14 protein-coding genes are annotated in these 14,353 nt (G+C 74.3%); 10 read left to right on the top strand and 4 right to left on the bottom strand.

The genetic code is table 11. From position 1 onward, the window contains the following. Window positions 1-50: 50 nt before the first annotated feature. The 5 genes from ACY34I_RS03900 to ACY34I_RS03880 are packed head-to-tail and all read left to right on the top strand — an operon-like array spanning window position 51 to window position 4,653. Window positions 51-803: an NUDIX hydrolase gene (locus tag ACY34I_RS03900; RefSeq protein WP_462752487.1), complete on the top strand. Its 753-nt coding sequence runs from the start codon at window positions 51-53 to the stop codon at window positions 801-803. Continuing rightward, window positions 800-1,774 carry an RIO2 family protein gene (locus ACY34I_RS03895; protein ID WP_462752485.1) on the top strand — a complete coding sequence of 325 codons (975 nt, stop codon included), beginning with the start codon at window positions 800-802 and terminating at the stop codon, window positions 1,772-1,774. The genes ACY34I_RS03900 and ACY34I_RS03895 overlap by 4 nt, the downstream gene beginning before the upstream one ends. 10 nt (window positions 1,775-1,784) lie before the next feature. After that, a complete protein-coding gene (locus ACY34I_RS03890) occupies window positions 1,785-2,744 on the top strand; it encodes a hypothetical protein (RefSeq protein WP_462752483.1) in 960 nt (319 codons plus the stop codon). Continuing rightward, window positions 2,741-3,988, top strand: a complete 1,248-nt coding sequence (locus ACY34I_RS03885) for an adenylosuccinate synthetase (protein ID WP_462752481.1) — start codon at window positions 2,741-2,743, stop codon at window positions 3,986-3,988. The genes ACY34I_RS03890 and ACY34I_RS03885 overlap by 4 nt, the downstream gene beginning before the upstream one ends. Window positions 3,989-4,035: 47 nt before the next feature. Beyond that, on the top strand, window positions 4,036-4,653 hold the full coding sequence (locus ACY34I_RS03880; protein ID WP_462752479.1) for a DedA family protein: 618 nt from the start codon (window positions 4,036-4,038) through the stop codon (window positions 4,651-4,653). A 12-nt stretch (window positions 4,654-4,665) separates the two neighbouring features. On the opposite strand, the gene ACY34I_RS03875 is transcribed toward ACY34I_RS03880, so the two are convergent. Further along, window positions 4,666-5,346 (bottom strand): response regulator, encoded by a 681-nt coding sequence (locus ACY34I_RS03875; RefSeq protein ID WP_462752553.1) that lies wholly within the window; start codon window positions 5,344-5,346, stop codon window positions 4,666-4,668. Then, window positions 5,304-6,482: a sensor histidine kinase gene (locus ACY34I_RS03870; protein WP_462752477.1), complete on the bottom strand. Its 1,179-nt coding sequence runs from the start codon at window positions 6,480-6,482 to the stop codon at window positions 5,304-5,306. Before ACY34I_RS03870 ends, ACY34I_RS03875 begins: the two co-directional genes overlap by 43 nt. 172 nt (window positions 6,483-6,654) lie before the next feature. Between ACY34I_RS03870 and ACY34I_RS03865 the strand changes: the two genes are divergently transcribed. Next, entirely contained in the window at window positions 6,655-7,335 is a 681-nt protein-coding gene (locus ACY34I_RS03865; RefSeq protein WP_462752475.1) for a DedA family protein, read from the top strand. Here the strand turns inward: ACY34I_RS03865 and ACY34I_RS03860 are convergent. Continuing rightward, window positions 7,310-7,957 (bottom strand): TetR/AcrR family transcriptional regulator, encoded by a 648-nt coding sequence (locus ACY34I_RS03860; RefSeq protein ID WP_462752473.1) that lies wholly within the window; start codon window positions 7,955-7,957, stop codon window positions 7,310-7,312. The two genes, ACY34I_RS03865 and ACY34I_RS03860, sit on opposite strands and share 26 nt — an antisense overlap. Before the next feature lie 67 nt (window positions 7,958-8,024). On the opposite strand from ACY34I_RS03860, the gene ACY34I_RS03855 reads away from it, so the two are divergent. The 4 genes from ACY34I_RS03855 to ACY34I_RS03840 all read left to right on the top strand — a co-directional run bounded on the left by ACY34I_RS03855 (window position 8,025) and on the right by ACY34I_RS03840 (window position 12,999). Beyond that, window positions 8,025-8,477, top strand: coding sequence for an SCP2 sterol-binding domain-containing protein (locus ACY34I_RS03855; protein ID WP_462752471.1), 453 nt, complete (start codon window positions 8,025-8,027; stop codon window positions 8,475-8,477). A 2-nt stretch (window positions 8,478-8,479) separates the two neighbouring features. Beyond that, entirely contained in the window at window positions 8,480-9,694 is a 1,215-nt protein-coding gene (locus tag ACY34I_RS03850; RefSeq protein WP_462752469.1) for an acyl-CoA dehydrogenase family protein, read from the top strand. Window positions 9,695-9,802: 108 nt separating this feature from the next. Next, on the top strand, window positions 9,803-11,368 hold the full coding sequence (locus ACY34I_RS03845; protein WP_462752467.1) for an AMP-binding protein: 1,566 nt from the start codon (window positions 9,803-9,805) through the stop codon (window positions 11,366-11,368). A gap of 104 nt (window positions 11,369-11,472) precedes the next feature. Next, complete coding sequence (locus tag ACY34I_RS03840) at window positions 11,473-12,999, top strand: N,N-dimethylformamidase beta subunit family domain-containing protein (protein ID WP_462752465.1); 1,527 nt, start codon at window positions 11,473-11,475, stop codon at window positions 12,997-12,999. Between the two features lie 97 nt (window positions 13,000-13,096). Here the strand turns inward: ACY34I_RS03840 and purD are convergent, their stop codons facing one another. Beyond that, window positions 13,097-14,344, bottom strand: coding sequence for a phosphoribosylamine--glycine ligase (purD, locus tag ACY34I_RS03835; RefSeq protein ID WP_462752463.1), 1,248 nt, complete (start codon window positions 14,342-14,344; stop codon window positions 13,097-13,099). Window positions 14,345-14,353: the final 9 nt, after the last annotated feature.

Here is a 14,353-nt window from a genome sequence, read left to right as displayed (position 1 = left end):
TACGCTAGGTTGTTCTCACCTTGAGTTGTTCTCATAGTGAGAGAGATACCGTGAACGAGCAGGACTACCTCGCCGCGTACGACCCTCGGGACTACCCGGCGGTGGCGGTCACCGTCGACGTGGTGGCGCTGACCATCCGCGAGGGCGCGCTGCACCTGCTGCTGATCCGCCGCGGCGCGCCGCCGTACGAGGGGCACTGGGCGCTGCCCGGCGGCTTCGTCCGCCCCGACGAGGACCTGGCCGCCGGCGCCCGGCGGGAGCTGGCCGAGGAGACCGGGCTCGGCGGCGAGCGGCTGCGCCGCATCCACCTGGAACAGCTCGGCAGCTACGGCGACCCCGACCGCGACCCCCGGATGCGCGTGGTCTCGGTGGCCCACCTGGCCTTCGCCCCCGACCTGCCCGACCCCGCGGCCGGCACCGACGCCGACGAGGCGATCTGGCTGCCGGCGACCGCGCTGACCAGCCGGCAGCTCGCCTTCGACCACGCCCGGATCATCGACGACGGCCTCGAACGCGCCCGCTCCAAGCTGGAATACACCCCGCTGGCCACCCGCTTCCTCGAACCCGAATTCACCATCACCGAGCTGCGGGCCGTCTACGAGACGGTCTGGGGGCACCCCCTGCACGCCGGCAACTTCCACCGCAAGGTGCTCTCCGTGCCGGGCTTCGTGGAGAGCACCGGCGCCAGCACCGAGCGCGGCGGCGCGCGGGGCGGACCCCGGGCCAGGCTCTACCGGGCCGGCGACGCCCGGCTGCTCCACCCGGCGCTGCTGCGCCCCGCCCGGGAGGAGACGGTGCGGTGAGAACCGAGGAGGCCATCCGCCTGGTCGCGGCGGCCCGCAACGACGCCGACCTGTTCGGCACCGACGCGCCGGCCCGCCGCTACCGGAAGCTGGTCGCGGCCCTGCACCCGGACCGGCTGGGCGCGGCCGACCCGGACGTACGCGCCGCCGCCACCGACGCGCTCGTCGAGGTCACCACCCGGTGGCGGGGAGGAGGCGGGACCATGCTCGGCGACTATCCACTCCGCCGGCTCGCGTACGTCGGAGACCTGGCCGACCTCTACGACGTGGGGGCGGACCGGCTGCTCAAGCTGCCCCGCAACCCGGCCGACAACGACCTGACCGTCCGCGAGGCCCGGGCCCTGAAGGTGATCGAGGAACGGGGCGACCCGCGACACCTGCCGTACGTGCCCCGGCTGGTCGACTCGCTCACCGCCCGGGACCCGGCGACCGGCGCAGCACGGTGGGTCAACGTGCTGGCCACCGCGCCCGGGCTGCACAGCCTGGACGAGGTGCGCCGGGCGTACCCGGACGGGCTGGACCCGCGCGACGCGGCCTGGATGTGGCGGCGGCTGCTGGTCGCCCTCGGCCTGGCCCACCGGGCCGGGGTGGTGCACGGCGCGGTGCTGCCCCGGCACGTGCTGATCGAGCCGGACGCACACGGCCTGGTGCTGGTCGACTGGTGTTTCTCCGTGGTCGGCGAGGGGGCGGTCCCGGCGCTGGTCCCCGGCCACGAGGACTGGTACCCGCCGGAGGTGACCGGGAAGCGGTCCTGCGGCCCCGGCACCGACCTGGCCATGGCCGCCCGCTGCATGACCTGGCTGATGGCCGACCGCATCCCACCCGAGCTGCGCGCCTTCGCCGCCGGCTGCGCGCGACCGGCCCTCAACGCCCGGCCCGACGACGCCTGGCGGCTGCTCGGCGAACTCGACGAGGTGCTGGAGCGGCGCTACGGCCCCCGCACCTTCCGACCCTTCACCCTCAATCCCTAGGGAGGCTGCCATGGGCAGCGGAATCTGGTCCACCGACGTGTACGACGCCGCCGACCGCTACCGCCGGGCCACCGGCACGAGCGCCTTCTCCTACAGCGACAGCGGGGCCCGCGCCGTCCACCCGGCGCTCGACCCCCGCGGCGCCGTACGCGAGAGCCGCGACTCGGCCGAGCACCCGCAGTCGCTCGCCATCGCGGTCCTGTTCGACGTGACCGGCTCGATGGGGCACGTCCCCCGGATGCTGCAGACCAAGCTGCCGCAGCTGCTCGGCCTGCTGCTGCGCCAGGGGTACGCCCGCGACCCGCAGCTCATGTTCGGCGCGATCGGCGACGCCACCTGCGACCGGGTGCCGCTGCAGATCGGCCAGTTCGAATCGGACAACCGGATGGACGACGACCTCGGCCGGATCGTGCTGGAGGGTGGCGGCGGCGGCCAGATGACCGAGTCGTACGAGCTGGCCCTGTACTTCATGGCCCGGCACACGGTCACCGACTGCTGGGAGAAGCGGGGCCAGCGCGGCTACCTCTTCCTCATCGGCGACGAGCTGGCGTACCCGCGGGTGGACCGGCGGCAGGTGGCCCGGCTGATCGGCGACGAGTTGGCCGAGGACGTGCCGGTACGGCAGATCGTCGACGAGGTGACCCGCCGCTGGGACACCTACTATCTGCTCCCAGCCGGCAGCGCGTACGCCGGCAGCCGCAAGGTGCTGGACTTCTGGCGCGGCCTGCTCGGGCAGCGCGCCGTCGAACTGGACGACCTGGACGCGGTCTGTGAGACCATCGCGCTCACCGTCGGCCTCGGCGAGCAGGCCGTCGACCTGGACGAAGGGCTGCGCGACCTGGCCCGGGCCGGCTCGACGGCCGGCCGGACGGTCTCGAAGGCGCTGGCGAAGCTGGGCGGCGACCGGCCGGCGTCGGTGGCGACGGTGCCGTTCACCCCGACCGCGGAAAGCGGGGTCACCCGGCTGTGAAACACGTGATGGTGGTCGACCTCGGCTACGGCGACGCCGGCAAGGGCACCGTCGTGGACTGGCTCTGCGGGAGCCGGCCGGTGCACACGGTGGTCCGGTTCAACGGGGGCGCGCAGGCGGCGCACAACGTCGTGCTGCGCGACGGACGACACCACACGTTCGCGCAGTTCGGCTCCGGGACGTTCCGCCCCGGGGTTCGTACCCATCTGTCGCGGCACGTGGTGGTGGACCCGCTGGCGCTGGCCGCCGAGGCCGACCACCTCGCGGCGGTCGGTGTGTCCGACGCGCTCGACCGGCTGACCGTGGACGGCGAGGCGTTGCTGGCCACCCCGTACCACCGGGCCGCGAACCGGGCCCGGGAAATCGCCCGGGGAGCCGACCGGCACGGCTCCTGCGGGCTGGGGGTGGGTGAGGCCGTCGCGTACGGCCTCACCCACCCCGACGAGGCGCCCCGGGTGGCGGACTGCCGCCACCCGGCCGTGCTGCGCCGCCGGCTCGCCACGCTCCGGGACCGGCTCACCGCCGAGCTGGGCCCGCTGGACGCGCCGCCGGTCGAGGACTGCCTGCCCGCGTACGCCGGGTTCGCCGCGCGGGTGGCGATCGTCGACCGGTCCCACCTGGCCCGGGTGCTCCGGGCCGGGGCCTGCGTCTTCGAGGGGGCGCAGGGGGTGCTGTTGGACGAGTGGCACGGCTTCCACCCGTACACCACGTGGAGCACGACCACCTTCGCGAACGCGGAGACGCTGCTCGCCGAGGCGGGCCTGGCGGGCGGCGCTCGGCGGCTCGGGGTGCTCCGGGTGACGACCACCCGGCACGGGCCCGGGCCGCTGGTCACCGAGGACCCGGACCTGCCGTACACGGACCCGCGCAACCCGACCAACCCCTGGCAGGGCCGGTTCCGGTTCGGCCACTTCGACGCCGTCGCCCACCGGTACGCGCTGGCCGTGGCGGGTGGGGTGGACGGCCTGGCGCTCACCCACCTCGACCTGGCCGGCCCGGAGCTGCGGATCTGCCGCCGCTACGACACCCTCGACCGGATCGTTCCGGGTCCGGCCGGCGACCTGGACCGGCAGGCCGCCCTCACCGCCCGTCTGCTGCGGGCCCGCCCGGTCTACGACGACCCGCCCGCCGACTGGCCGGCGGCGGTGGCCCGGGAGCTGGGCGTCCCGGTGGTGCTCACCTCGCACGGCCCGACCGCGGCGGACAAGGTCAGTGCCGACCGGCGTACCCCGGTGCCCGCCTGATCCGTCGACTCGGCCCGCCGGCCGCCGCCTGGCACCAGCATGAGGGCATGGAGGACGCGCTCGACCTGCTGCGCCAGACGGCGACCTCGCCGTGGGCGTACCTGGTGATCTTCGCGATCACCGCGATCGACGCGTTCTTCCCGGCGGTGCCCGGCGAGACGGTGGTGATCACCGCCGCGGTCTTCGCGGCGGACGGGGAGCCCGCCCTGGTCCTGGTGATCGTGGCCGCCGCGCTCGGCGCGCTCGCCGGCGACCACGTCTCGTACGCCATCGGGCGCGGCGGCGGCGGGCACCGGCTGGCCCGGCTACCCGCCGACAGCCGGCGGCGCGCGAGTTCCGAGTGGGCCCGCCGGGCGGTCGACCGGCGCGGCGGCCTGATCCTGACCACCGCCCGCTACGTTCCGGGCGGCCGGACCGCGGTCACCCTGACCATGGGCGCGGTCCGCTACCCGGTGCGCTGCTTCCTGATGTACGACGTGCTCGCCTGCGCCGCCTGGGCGCTCTACTGCGGGCTGCTCGGCTTCTTCGGCGGGCTGGCCTTCAAGGAGAACCCGATCCTGGGCCTGCTCGTCGGGGTGGGCCTGTCGCTCGTGGCCACGGGCCTGTTCGAGGCGGTCCGCTGGGCCCGCCGCCGGTCCCGATCCCGCGCTGCCGCCCGCCGCTGAGCCGATCGGCCCTCACAGCAGATCGGCGTCGTGGACCAGGATGGCGAGCTGGACCCGGTTGCTCACCCCGAGCTTGGCCAGGGCCCGGCTGACGTACGCCTTGACGGTGCCCTCGCTCATCCCGAGCCGCCGGGCCACGTCGGCGTTCGCATCTCCCCGGGCCACCTCCCGGACGACCACCGCCTCCCGGTCGGTCAGTCGGGCCAGCCGCTGCCGGGCGACCTCGCGCCGATCCGGGCCACGTTCGGCGAAGGAGCTGATCAGCCGCCGGGTCACCGTCGGCGCGAGCATGGCGTGGCCGGCGGCGACGGTCCGCACGGCGGCGGCGAGTTCCCGCGGCGGGGTGTCCTTGAGCAGAAAGCCGACCGCACCGGCGCGCAGCGCCTCGTGCACGTACTCGTCCAGGTCGAAGGTGGTCAGCATGACGACCTTGGAGCCCTCCGCGACGATCCGGGCCGCGGCGGCCAGCCCGTCGGTGCCCGGCATGCGGACGTCCAGCAGCACCACGTCGGGCCGCAGTCGGACGGCCGCGGCCAGCGCCTCGTCGCCGTCGGCGGCCTCGCCGACCACCGCGATGTCCGGCGCGGCCTCGAGGATCAGCCGCAGGCCCGCGCGGATCAGTTGCTCGTCGTCGGCGATCAGGGTACGGATCAAGACCCCACCTCCATCGGGATGAGCGCCCGGAGCAGGAATCCTCCGTCCGGGCCCGGCCCGGCGGCCAGCCGCCCGCCGACCAGCTCGACCCGCTCCCGCAGCCCGACCAGGCCGAATCCCGCGCCGGGCAGGGTGGGACCGGGCCGGGTGGACGGGCCGTTGCGGACGCTCACCTCGACCCCGTCGGGCAGGTGGCGCAGGTGGACGGTGACCTCGGCATCCGGGGCGTGCTTGCGCGCGTTGGTCAGCCCTTCCTGCACCACCCGATACGTGGTTCGCGCGACCGCGCCTGGCACCGGCCGCGCCGTCCCCTCGTCGTGGCGGTGCACCCGGAGTCCGGCCGCCCGGGATTCCTGTACGAGTTCGTCGACCGCGTCCAGTCCCGCGGGTGGGGACATCCCGGCGGAGGCGAGCTCCCGGTCACCGGTGGGCTGAGGCGGCTGACGCAGCACGCCGAGCACCTCGCGCAGGTCGGCCAACGCCGCCCGACCGGTGGACCGGATCAGGGCGGCCGCCTCGATCGTGGCGGGCTCGGCCGCGGTCACCTCCAGCGCACCGGCATGCACCACCATCAGCGAGACCCGATGCGCCACCACGTCGTGCATCTCCCGGGCGATCCGGGCCCGCTCCTCGGCCCGGGCCCGGTCGGCCCGCGCCTCCTGCTCGCGTTCCAGCCGCTCAGCGCGGTCCCGCAGCGCGGCCAGGGTGTCCCGCCGCGCCTGGATCCACAGCCCGGCGACCAATGGGAAGATCACCAGCCAGGCGAAGAGCGCCAGGGCGTTCGCCGGAGTGGCCGTGGTCAGCCGGCGCTCCCCGCCCACCGCCGCGCCGATCGCCATTCCCGCCAGCACGACGAGCCCGGCCCCGAGCAGGTAACCGGCGAGCCGGCGACCGCGCAGGCGTACCCCGGCCCGCCAGGAGGCGAGGACGGCGGCCGGCCACGCGGCCAGGACGAGCAGGCTGATGGCGGCCATGGCGACCAGCGGCCACCGGCGGGACGCGAGGACCGCCGCGCCCGAGGCCAGCGCGATGCCAAGGACGAGCACCCGGGGCAGCGGCGAGCGGACGCCCAGCGCCCCGGTCGCCGCCGCCCAGGTGCCAGCGGTCACCAGCGCGGCGAGCAGCAGCGGCGCGTACCGCTCGGCCCACCGGAGCAGGGCGGCGCGCGAGGTCACGCCACGAGCCTAGGCGGGCGGCCGGGGGTGGTGGAATTCCGCGGGGAGCAGGTCCGGGGAGGGCTGGGTGCCGACCCCGAGACCGCCTCGGGGTACGACGCAACGAAAGTGACCCCCGCCGGCCGACCGACGGCAGATGGCCCGGGCGGGCGGCGCGACCAGCATCGGAGCCATGGATTCGGTGCTCGACCTGCTCCACCAGACGATGTCCTCACCCTGGGTCTACCTGGCACTCTTCGCGATCGCGGTGGTCGATGGCTTCTTCCCGGCGGTGCCAAGTGAGACCGCAGTGATCACCGCCGGGGTCTTCGCGGCGACCGGTCAGCCCGACCTGCCGCTGGTGATCGTGGTGGCCGCCTGCGGCGCGCTCGTCGGGGACCACATCTCGTATGCCATCGGCCGGCACACCGGCGGGCGGCTGCTGGCGACCGCTCCGGATCGCGGCGCGGCATCCGACGCGCCGAGCCGGAATGGTCGTTGGCGGGGTCGCCGGCGTGCGGCGCTGGAGTGGGTCCGGCGCGGCATCGCGGTCCGCGGCGGCCTGCTCCTGATCGTGGCCCGTTACGTCCCCGGTGGACGCACAGCCGTCACCCTCACCATGGGGGCGACCCGTTTCTCCCGGCGCCGGTTCTTCGCCTTCGACGCGCTGGCCGCCGCCTCCTGGGGCGTCTACTCGGCGCTCGTCGGCTACCTGGGCGGGCTCGCCTTCGAGCGGGACCCCCTACGCGGCCTGCTGCTCGGGCTGGGGCTCGCACTGACCGTGACCCTGGTCGTGGAGACGGTGCGCTGGGTGCGTGGCCGCCGGCGGGTGCACGCCGACGCCCCGCTCAGTCAGCCGGGGGGTGCCAGGTGACGCCGCGCAGCAGGCGGTCGGCGCCGAGCCAGGCGACGTTCATCATCCGGGTGGCGGTCTTCTCCGGATCCGCCTCCGGGTGGTCGGCGAGCCAGTCGGCCAGCGACTCGCTCGCCCCGACCAGGGCGTACGCGACCACCTCCAGGTCGATGGCACGCACCTCGCGCCCCTTCGCGCGCAGCGCGTGGTCGAGCATGCCGGCGACCACTTCGATCAGCCGGCCGCGCATGGTGGCCACCTCGGCGGCGAACGGCCGCTCGCCGCGGGCCTGCCGGTAGAGCACCGCCCAGCCGTCCCGGTGTGCGCCGACGAAGCCGAAGAAGGCCCGCAGCCCGCGCCAGAGCCGTTCGTCGGCGGGCAGGTCGGGGGCGGCCGCGCCGGCGATGGCCTCCATCAGCCGGGTGCCCTCCCGGTGCAGGCAGGCGACGAAGAGTTCCTCCTTCGTGCCGAGATACGCGTAGACCATCGGCTTGGAGATGCCGGCGTCGTCGGCGATCTCGTCCATGCTGGCGGCGTGGAAACCCCTGCGTGAGAACACCTTGACCGCCGCGTCGAGCATCTGCTGTTCGCGTACGGCCCGGGGTAGGCGCTTGAAGGTCGGGCTGGACACCCTTGCGAGCATACCTACCCGTGCGTAAGGTTACGCCAGAGTAACCAAAGTCGGCCCGCTCCGGAAGGTGCAATCCCCCATGACTGACTTCGACCCGGCCAACTTCGCGAACGTCGGCCCGAAGGAGTTCGCGCAGCTGGTCAAGTCCACTCCCGACGACAAGATCGCCGGGGTCATGACCGGCGACCTGCGCGGCAAGATCCTGAGCGAGGTCTTCAACCGGATGCCGACCCTGTTCCGGGCCGACCGCGCCGGCTCCACCAACGCGGTCATCCACTGGAACGTCACCGGACGCCCCGACGGCGGCACCGACACCTACGAGATCGTCATCGAGAACGGCACCTGCGCCGTCTCCGACACCCCGCAGCGGGACCCGAAGCTCAGCCTCACCATGGGCCCGGTCGAATTCCTGAAGATCGTTTCCGGTGGCGGCAACCCGGTCATGATGTTCATGACCGGCAAGCTGAAGGCCAAGGGCGACCTGGGCCTCGCCGCCAACATCGCCAACCTGTTCGACATCCCGAAGGCCTGAACATGGTGGAGTTCTCGCTCGACCTGAACGAGGAACAGCGGGACCTCCGCGACTGGGTGCACGGCTTCGCGGCCGAGGTCGTGCGCCCGGCCGCGGCCGAGTGGGACGCCCGCGAGGAGACGCCCTGGCCGATCATCCAGGAGGCGGCGAAGGTCGGCCTGTACGGCTTCGAGTTCCTCGCCACCTGCTGGGCCGACCCCACCGGGCTCTCCCTCCCGATCGCCAGCGAGGAGCTGTTCTGGGGCGACGCCGGCATCGGGCTGAGCATCTTCGGCACCTCGCTGGCGGTCGCCGCCATCTACGGCGCCGGCACCCCGGACCAGCTCGTCGAGTGGGTGCCGCAGTGCTTCGGTGACGTCGACCAGCCGGCGGTGGCCGCGTTCTGCACCACCGAGCCGGAGGCCGGCTCCGACGTCGGGTCGATGCGTACCCGCGCCGTCTACGACGAGGCCACCGACGAGTGGGTGCTGAATGGGCAGAAGGCGTACGCCACCAACGGCGGCATCGCCGGGGTGCACGTGGTCACCGCCTCGGTCGACCCCGAACTGGGCTCGCGTGGCCAGGCGGCGTTCGTCGTACCGCCCGGCACGGCGGGGCTCAGTGCCACCCGGAAGCTGCGCAAGCTCGGGCTGCGCGCATCCCACACCGCCGACGTCTTCCTCGACGACGTACGGGTGCCGGGGCGCTGCCTGCTCGGCGGCCGGGAGGCGCTGGACGAGCGGCTGGCCCGGGCCCGCTCCGGGCAGCGCGCCTCCGGCCAGGCGGCGATGCGCACCTTCGAGCTGTCCCGCCCGACCGTCGGCGCGCAGGCACTCGGCGTGGCCCGCGCCGCCTACGAGTACGCCCTCGACTACGCCAGGGACCGGGTCCAGTTCGGCCGACCGATCATCGAGAACCAGGCGGTCGCGTTCGCGCTCGCCGACATGAAGATGGAGATCGACGCGGCGCGGCTGCTGGTCTGGCGGGCCTCCTGGATGGGTCGCAACAACCGGCCGTTCACCGCTGGCGAGGGCTCGATGTCCAAGCTCAAGGCCGGCGAGGTGGCGGTCTCGGTCACCGAGAAGGCGGTCCAGCTCCTCGGCGGGGCCGGCTTCCTGCGCGACCACCCGGTGGAGCGCTGGTACCGGGACGCCAAGATCTACACCATCTTCGAGGGCACCTCCGAGATCCAGCGTCTGGTCATCTCCCGGGCCATCTCCGGAATGCAGATCCGCTGATCGCCGGCGGACCCAGGCCCGATCCGCGACGATCCACCGCTGTGCCGAGCGGCGACACGTCGCGGGTCGGGCCGCCGGTCCCACCGACTCCCGAAGGAGGGTTGCGGCTTGGACCTGCCGTTCATCGTCGCCACGCTGACCCGACGCGGCCTGCTCAACCCGGGCCGGCCGATCCGGGTCGCCTCCCAACTGGGCGCGCTGCGGAAATGGGGCTGGAGCCTCGCCGGTGAGCTGCGCCAGGCCGCCGCCCGCGACCCCGGGCGGACTGCGGTCGTCGACGAGCACGGCGCAACGCTGACGTACCAGGAACTGCTGGACCGGGCGGAACGGCTGGCCCGGTCGATGCGGGCGGGGCTCGGCGTACGGGCCGGCGACCGGGTCGGCGTGCTCTGCCGCAACCACCACGGGCTGATCGAGGCGGTCGTCGCGGCGATGCTGCTCGGCGCGGACGCCGTACTGGTCAACACCGGGCTGTCCGCGGCGCAGCTCGCCACCGTGGCGGACGAGCAGGCGCTGCGGGTGCTGGTGCACGATGGCGAGTTCGCCGAACGGATCCTCGGCCTCCCCGCCGACGTGCACCGGGTCGACGAGCGCGGCCGGGAGGAACTGATCGCCGCCGCCCTCCCCGGGGACCGGCTCCAGCCGCCGGAGCGGGACGGACGGACCATCGTCCTCACCTCCGGCACCACCGGCGCGCCCAAGGGCGCCCGCCGGCCCACGCCGAACGGCTTCGGCCCGCTCGTCTCCATCATCGACCGGATCCCGCTGCACGCCCGGGACACTGTGATGATCGCCGCGCCGCTCTTCCACACCTGGGGGTACGCCGCCCTCCAGGTGGCGTTCGCGCTGCGGGCCACCATCGTGCTGCACCGCCGCTTCGACCCGGCCGCCACGCTGACCGCCCTGGCGGCGCGGTCCTGCGACGCGCTGTTCGCCGTACCGGTGATGCTGCAACGGCTGATGGAGGTGCCCGCGCCGGCCCCCCGGCCGCCGCTCAAGGTGGTCGCGGTCAGCGGCTCCGCCCTCCCCGGCGGGCTGGCCACCGCGTTCATGGACCGCTACGGCGACGTCCTCTACAACCTCTACGGCTCGACCGAGGTCTCCTGGGCGTCCATCGCCGGCCCGGCCGACCTGCGCGCGGCGCCCAGCGGCGCCGGCCGACCGCCGCACGGCACCCGGCTGGCGATCCTCGACGACGCCGGCGAGCCGGTCCCGGAGGGGCAGGTCGGGCGGATCTTCGTGGGCAACGAGATGCTCTTCGAGGGCTACACGTCGGGGGCCAGCCGGGAGCGCCAGGGCGGCCTGATGGACACCGGCGACCTCGGCCGGCTCAACGGCGACGGCCTGCTCTTCGTCGACGGGCGGGCCGACGACATGATCGTCTCCGGGGGCGAGAACGTCTTTCCCTCCGAGCTCGAGGACCTGATCGCCCGGCTGCCGCAGGTCCGCGAGGTCGCGGTGATCGGCGTACCGGACGCCGAGTACGGCCAGCGGCTGGCCGCGTTCCTGGCCCTGCACCCAGGCGAGACCCTCGACCCGGAGGCGGTCCGCGAGTACGTGCGGCACTACCTGGCCCGCTTCTCGGTGCCCCGGGACGTGGTCTTCGTGAAGTACCTGCCGCGCAACGCCACCGGCAAGGTACTCACCCGCGAGCTACGCCGTTACTACGGCTGAAGTCAAGGGGCCAAAAGGGAGATTTGGCCCCGCCCCACGGGGTGATACCTTCGCATCCGCCGGCGGTCCCCGGCAGGTCCGTTCTCGTGTTCGGGAGCTGCGCGATGGTCCGACTCCGCCGACGCTGGGCACTCGGTCTCCTCCTCGGCGGCGCCTCCGCCACGGCGTTCGGCGCCACCGAACCCGTCCTCGGCCGGCGCCGCGCCGGCACCCTCGTCCGCCGCCAACCCCCGCCCGTCGAGGTGGAGAACCACGCGGCCGGGCAACCCTGGTGGCCGCAGACCGGCCCGCCCGCCGCCGACGACCGGCAGCGCCAGATCCAGGGGTACGCCTCGAAGACCAGCATCGTCCCCGGCGAGACCGTGGACTTCCACGTGGCCGTCAACCCCGCCGGCCCGTTCCGGATCACCGTCCACCGGCTCGGCTGGTACGACGGCGCCGGCGCGCGCACCATGCTGACCAGCCCGGACCTGGCCGGGGTGCCACAACCCGTGCCAGCGGCCGACCCGGCGACCGGGACCATCGCCTGCCGGTGGCCGGTGTCCTGGAGCCTGCGGATCCCCGAGCACTGGACCTCGGGGCTCTACCAGGCGGTGTTCACCTCGGCCGCGGGGTCGCGTGCCTGCACCCCGTTCGTCGTCCGCGACGACGGGCGGACCGCCGCGCTCTGCGTGGTGCTGCCGGTCACCACCTGGCAGGCGTACAACCAGTGGCCGACGGACGGGCTGAACGGCAGGAGCCTCTACAACGGCTACACGAACGGTCGGCGGGACCCCCTGGTCCGGGCCCGGGAGGTCTCGTTCGACCGGCCGTACGCCGACGACGGCGTCCCGAGCCACCTCACCCGGGACCACGACGTCATCCAGTGGCTGGAGCGCAACCGGTACGACGTCAGCTACGCGACCAGCTTCGACCTGCACTCCGGCCGACTCGACCCGACCCGACACCGGGGGATCGTGTTCGGCGGGCACGACGAGTACTGGTCGGTGGAGATGCGCCGGGCTGCGGAACGGGCGGTCGCGGCCGGCAAGAGCCTGGCCTTCCTCGGCGCCAACAGCGTCTACTGGCACATCCGGGTCCGGTCGGCTGCCGACGGGCGCGCCGAGCGGCTGGTCGCCTGCACCAAGTCCACGCCCGACCCGGGCCAGGACGCCGCCGGCCCCACCATCCGCTGGCGCGACATGGGCCAGCCCGAACAGGAACTGATCGGCGTGCAGTACAACGGCATCGTCGGCGCGCCGCAGCCGCTGGTGGTCCAGTCGGCGAGCCACTGGTTCTGGGCCGGCACCGGAGTGGCCGACGGCGACCGGATCCCCGGGGTGGTCGGCGGCGAGGCCGACGGTCGCTACCCCACCGCGCCCCGGCCGCCCGCCGTCGCCGCCACCGTGCTGAGCCGGTCGCCGTACCGCACCCGGGAGGGCGCCCAGCGGCTGCAGAGCACGCACCTGTACGAGACGCCGCAGGGCGGACTCGTCTTCGCCACCGGCACACTCTGCTGGACGATGGCGCTGAACCGCCCCGGGCACCGTGACGAGCGGATCGAACGGGCCACCGCCAACCTGCTCGACCGGATCATCGGCCGCGCCCGGACGTCAGCCGAGGTCCGGCCGTCCGAGCCCGTGGTGGGATAGCACGCCGGCCCGACCGCCCGTCTCCCCCGGTCGCACCGCGATCGCGGGGGCGGCCGGTCAGGGCGCTCGGGCTCGACCGCTCGGGCGGACCCGGCGGTCAGGCGGGGACAGTGATCCGGCCGGCCACCGCGTCGGCGGCGATGTCGGTGCGGTGGTGCGAGCCGGCCAGCCCGATGTCGCGTACCAGGGCGTAGGCGGCGTCCCGCGCGGCGGCCAGGTCCGGGCCGGTGGCCGTACCGCAGAGGACCCGGCCCCCGGCGGAGCGGAGCGTGCCGTCGGCGTCCCGACGGGTGCCGGCGTGGATGACCCCGGCGCGGTCCGCGCCGGTGATCACGTCACCGGTACGCGGTGCCGCCGGGTATCCCTCGGCCGCCACCACGACGGTGACCGCCGCGCCGTCCCGCCAGCGCAGCGGCGGGTGCGCGGCCAGCGTGCCGGTGGCGGCGGCGTGCAGCAGCCCGGCGAGCGGCGTCTCCAGCAGGGCGAGGACGACCTGGGTCTCCGGGTCGCCGAAGCGGGCGTTGAACTCGATCACGCGAGGGCCGGCGGCGGTGATCGCCAGGCCCACGTAGAGCAGGCCCGCGAACGGAGTCCCCCGACGGCGCATCTCGGCCAGCGTCGGGTGCACGACGTCGCGCATCACCTCGTCCACCAGGCCGGGCGGCGCCCACGGCAGCGGCGCGTACGCCCCCATGCCGCCGGTGTTCGGGCCGGTGTCGCCGTCGCCGACCCGCTTGAAGTCCTGCGCGGGCAGCAGCGGCAGGGCCGCCTCCCCGTCGGTGACCACGAAGAGGGAGACCTCGGGCCCGGAAAGGTACTCCTCGACCACCACTCGGCCGCAGTCCTGCGCGTGCCGTTCGGCGACCGCCCGGTCGGTGCTCACCACGACGCCCTTGCCGGCGGCCAGCCCGTCGTTCTTCACCACGTACGGCGGCCCGAACTCGTCCAGCGCCGCGCCGGTGCTCTCCTGATCCGCGCAGGTGTACGCCCGGGCGGTGGGCACCCCGGCGGCGGTCATCACGTCCTTGGCGAACGTCTTGGAACCCTCCAGCCGGGCCGCCTCCGCCGACGGGCCGAACGCGGGGATGCCCTTGGCGCGTACCGCGTCGGCGACCCCGGCCACCAGCGGCGCCTCCGGCCCGATCACCACCAGGTCGGCACCCACCTCGACGGCGAGCGCCGCCACCGCCGCCGGATCGGTCGGCGCGACCTCCCGCAGCTCAGCCACCGCCGCGATCCCAGGATTCCCCGGCGCCGCGATCAACGCCGTGACGGCTGGATCACCGGACAACCCGAGCGCGAGCGCATGCTCCCGCCCCCCACCACCCACAACCAAAACCCGCACACCCAGATC

The sequence above is a fragment of the Micromonospora sp. RTBAU3-60 genome (genome assembly GCF_054963695.1).
Note: the sequence above shows the minus strand (reverse complement) of the source record. Positions and strands in the feature narration are given on the sequence as shown.

Coding starts and splice junctions, on each gene's coding strand:
- ACY34I_RS03855 (WP_462752471.1), top strand. CDS start 8,025: ATGACTGACTTCGACCCGGCCAACTTCGCGAACGTCGGCCCGAAGGAG.
- ACY34I_RS03890 (WP_462752483.1), top strand. CDS start 1,785: ATGGGCAGCGGAATCTGGTCCACCGACGTGTACGACGCCGCCGACCGC.
- ACY34I_RS03850 (WP_462752469.1), top strand. CDS start 8,480: ATGGTGGAGTTCTCGCTCGACCTGAACGAGGAACAGCGGGACCTCCGC.
- ACY34I_RS03840 (WP_462752465.1), top strand. CDS start 11,473: ATGGTCCGACTCCGCCGACGCTGGGCACTCGGTCTCCTCCTCGGCGGC.
- ACY34I_RS03860 (WP_462752473.1), bottom strand. CDS start 7,957: ATGCTCGCAAGGGTGTCCAGCCCGACCTTCAAGCGCCTACCCCGGGCC.
- ACY34I_RS03865 (WP_462752475.1), top strand. CDS start 6,655: ATGGATTCGGTGCTCGACCTGCTCCACCAGACGATGTCCTCACCCTGG.
- ACY34I_RS03880 (WP_462752479.1), top strand. CDS start 4,036: ATGGAGGACGCGCTCGACCTGCTGCGCCAGACGGCGACCTCGCCGTGG.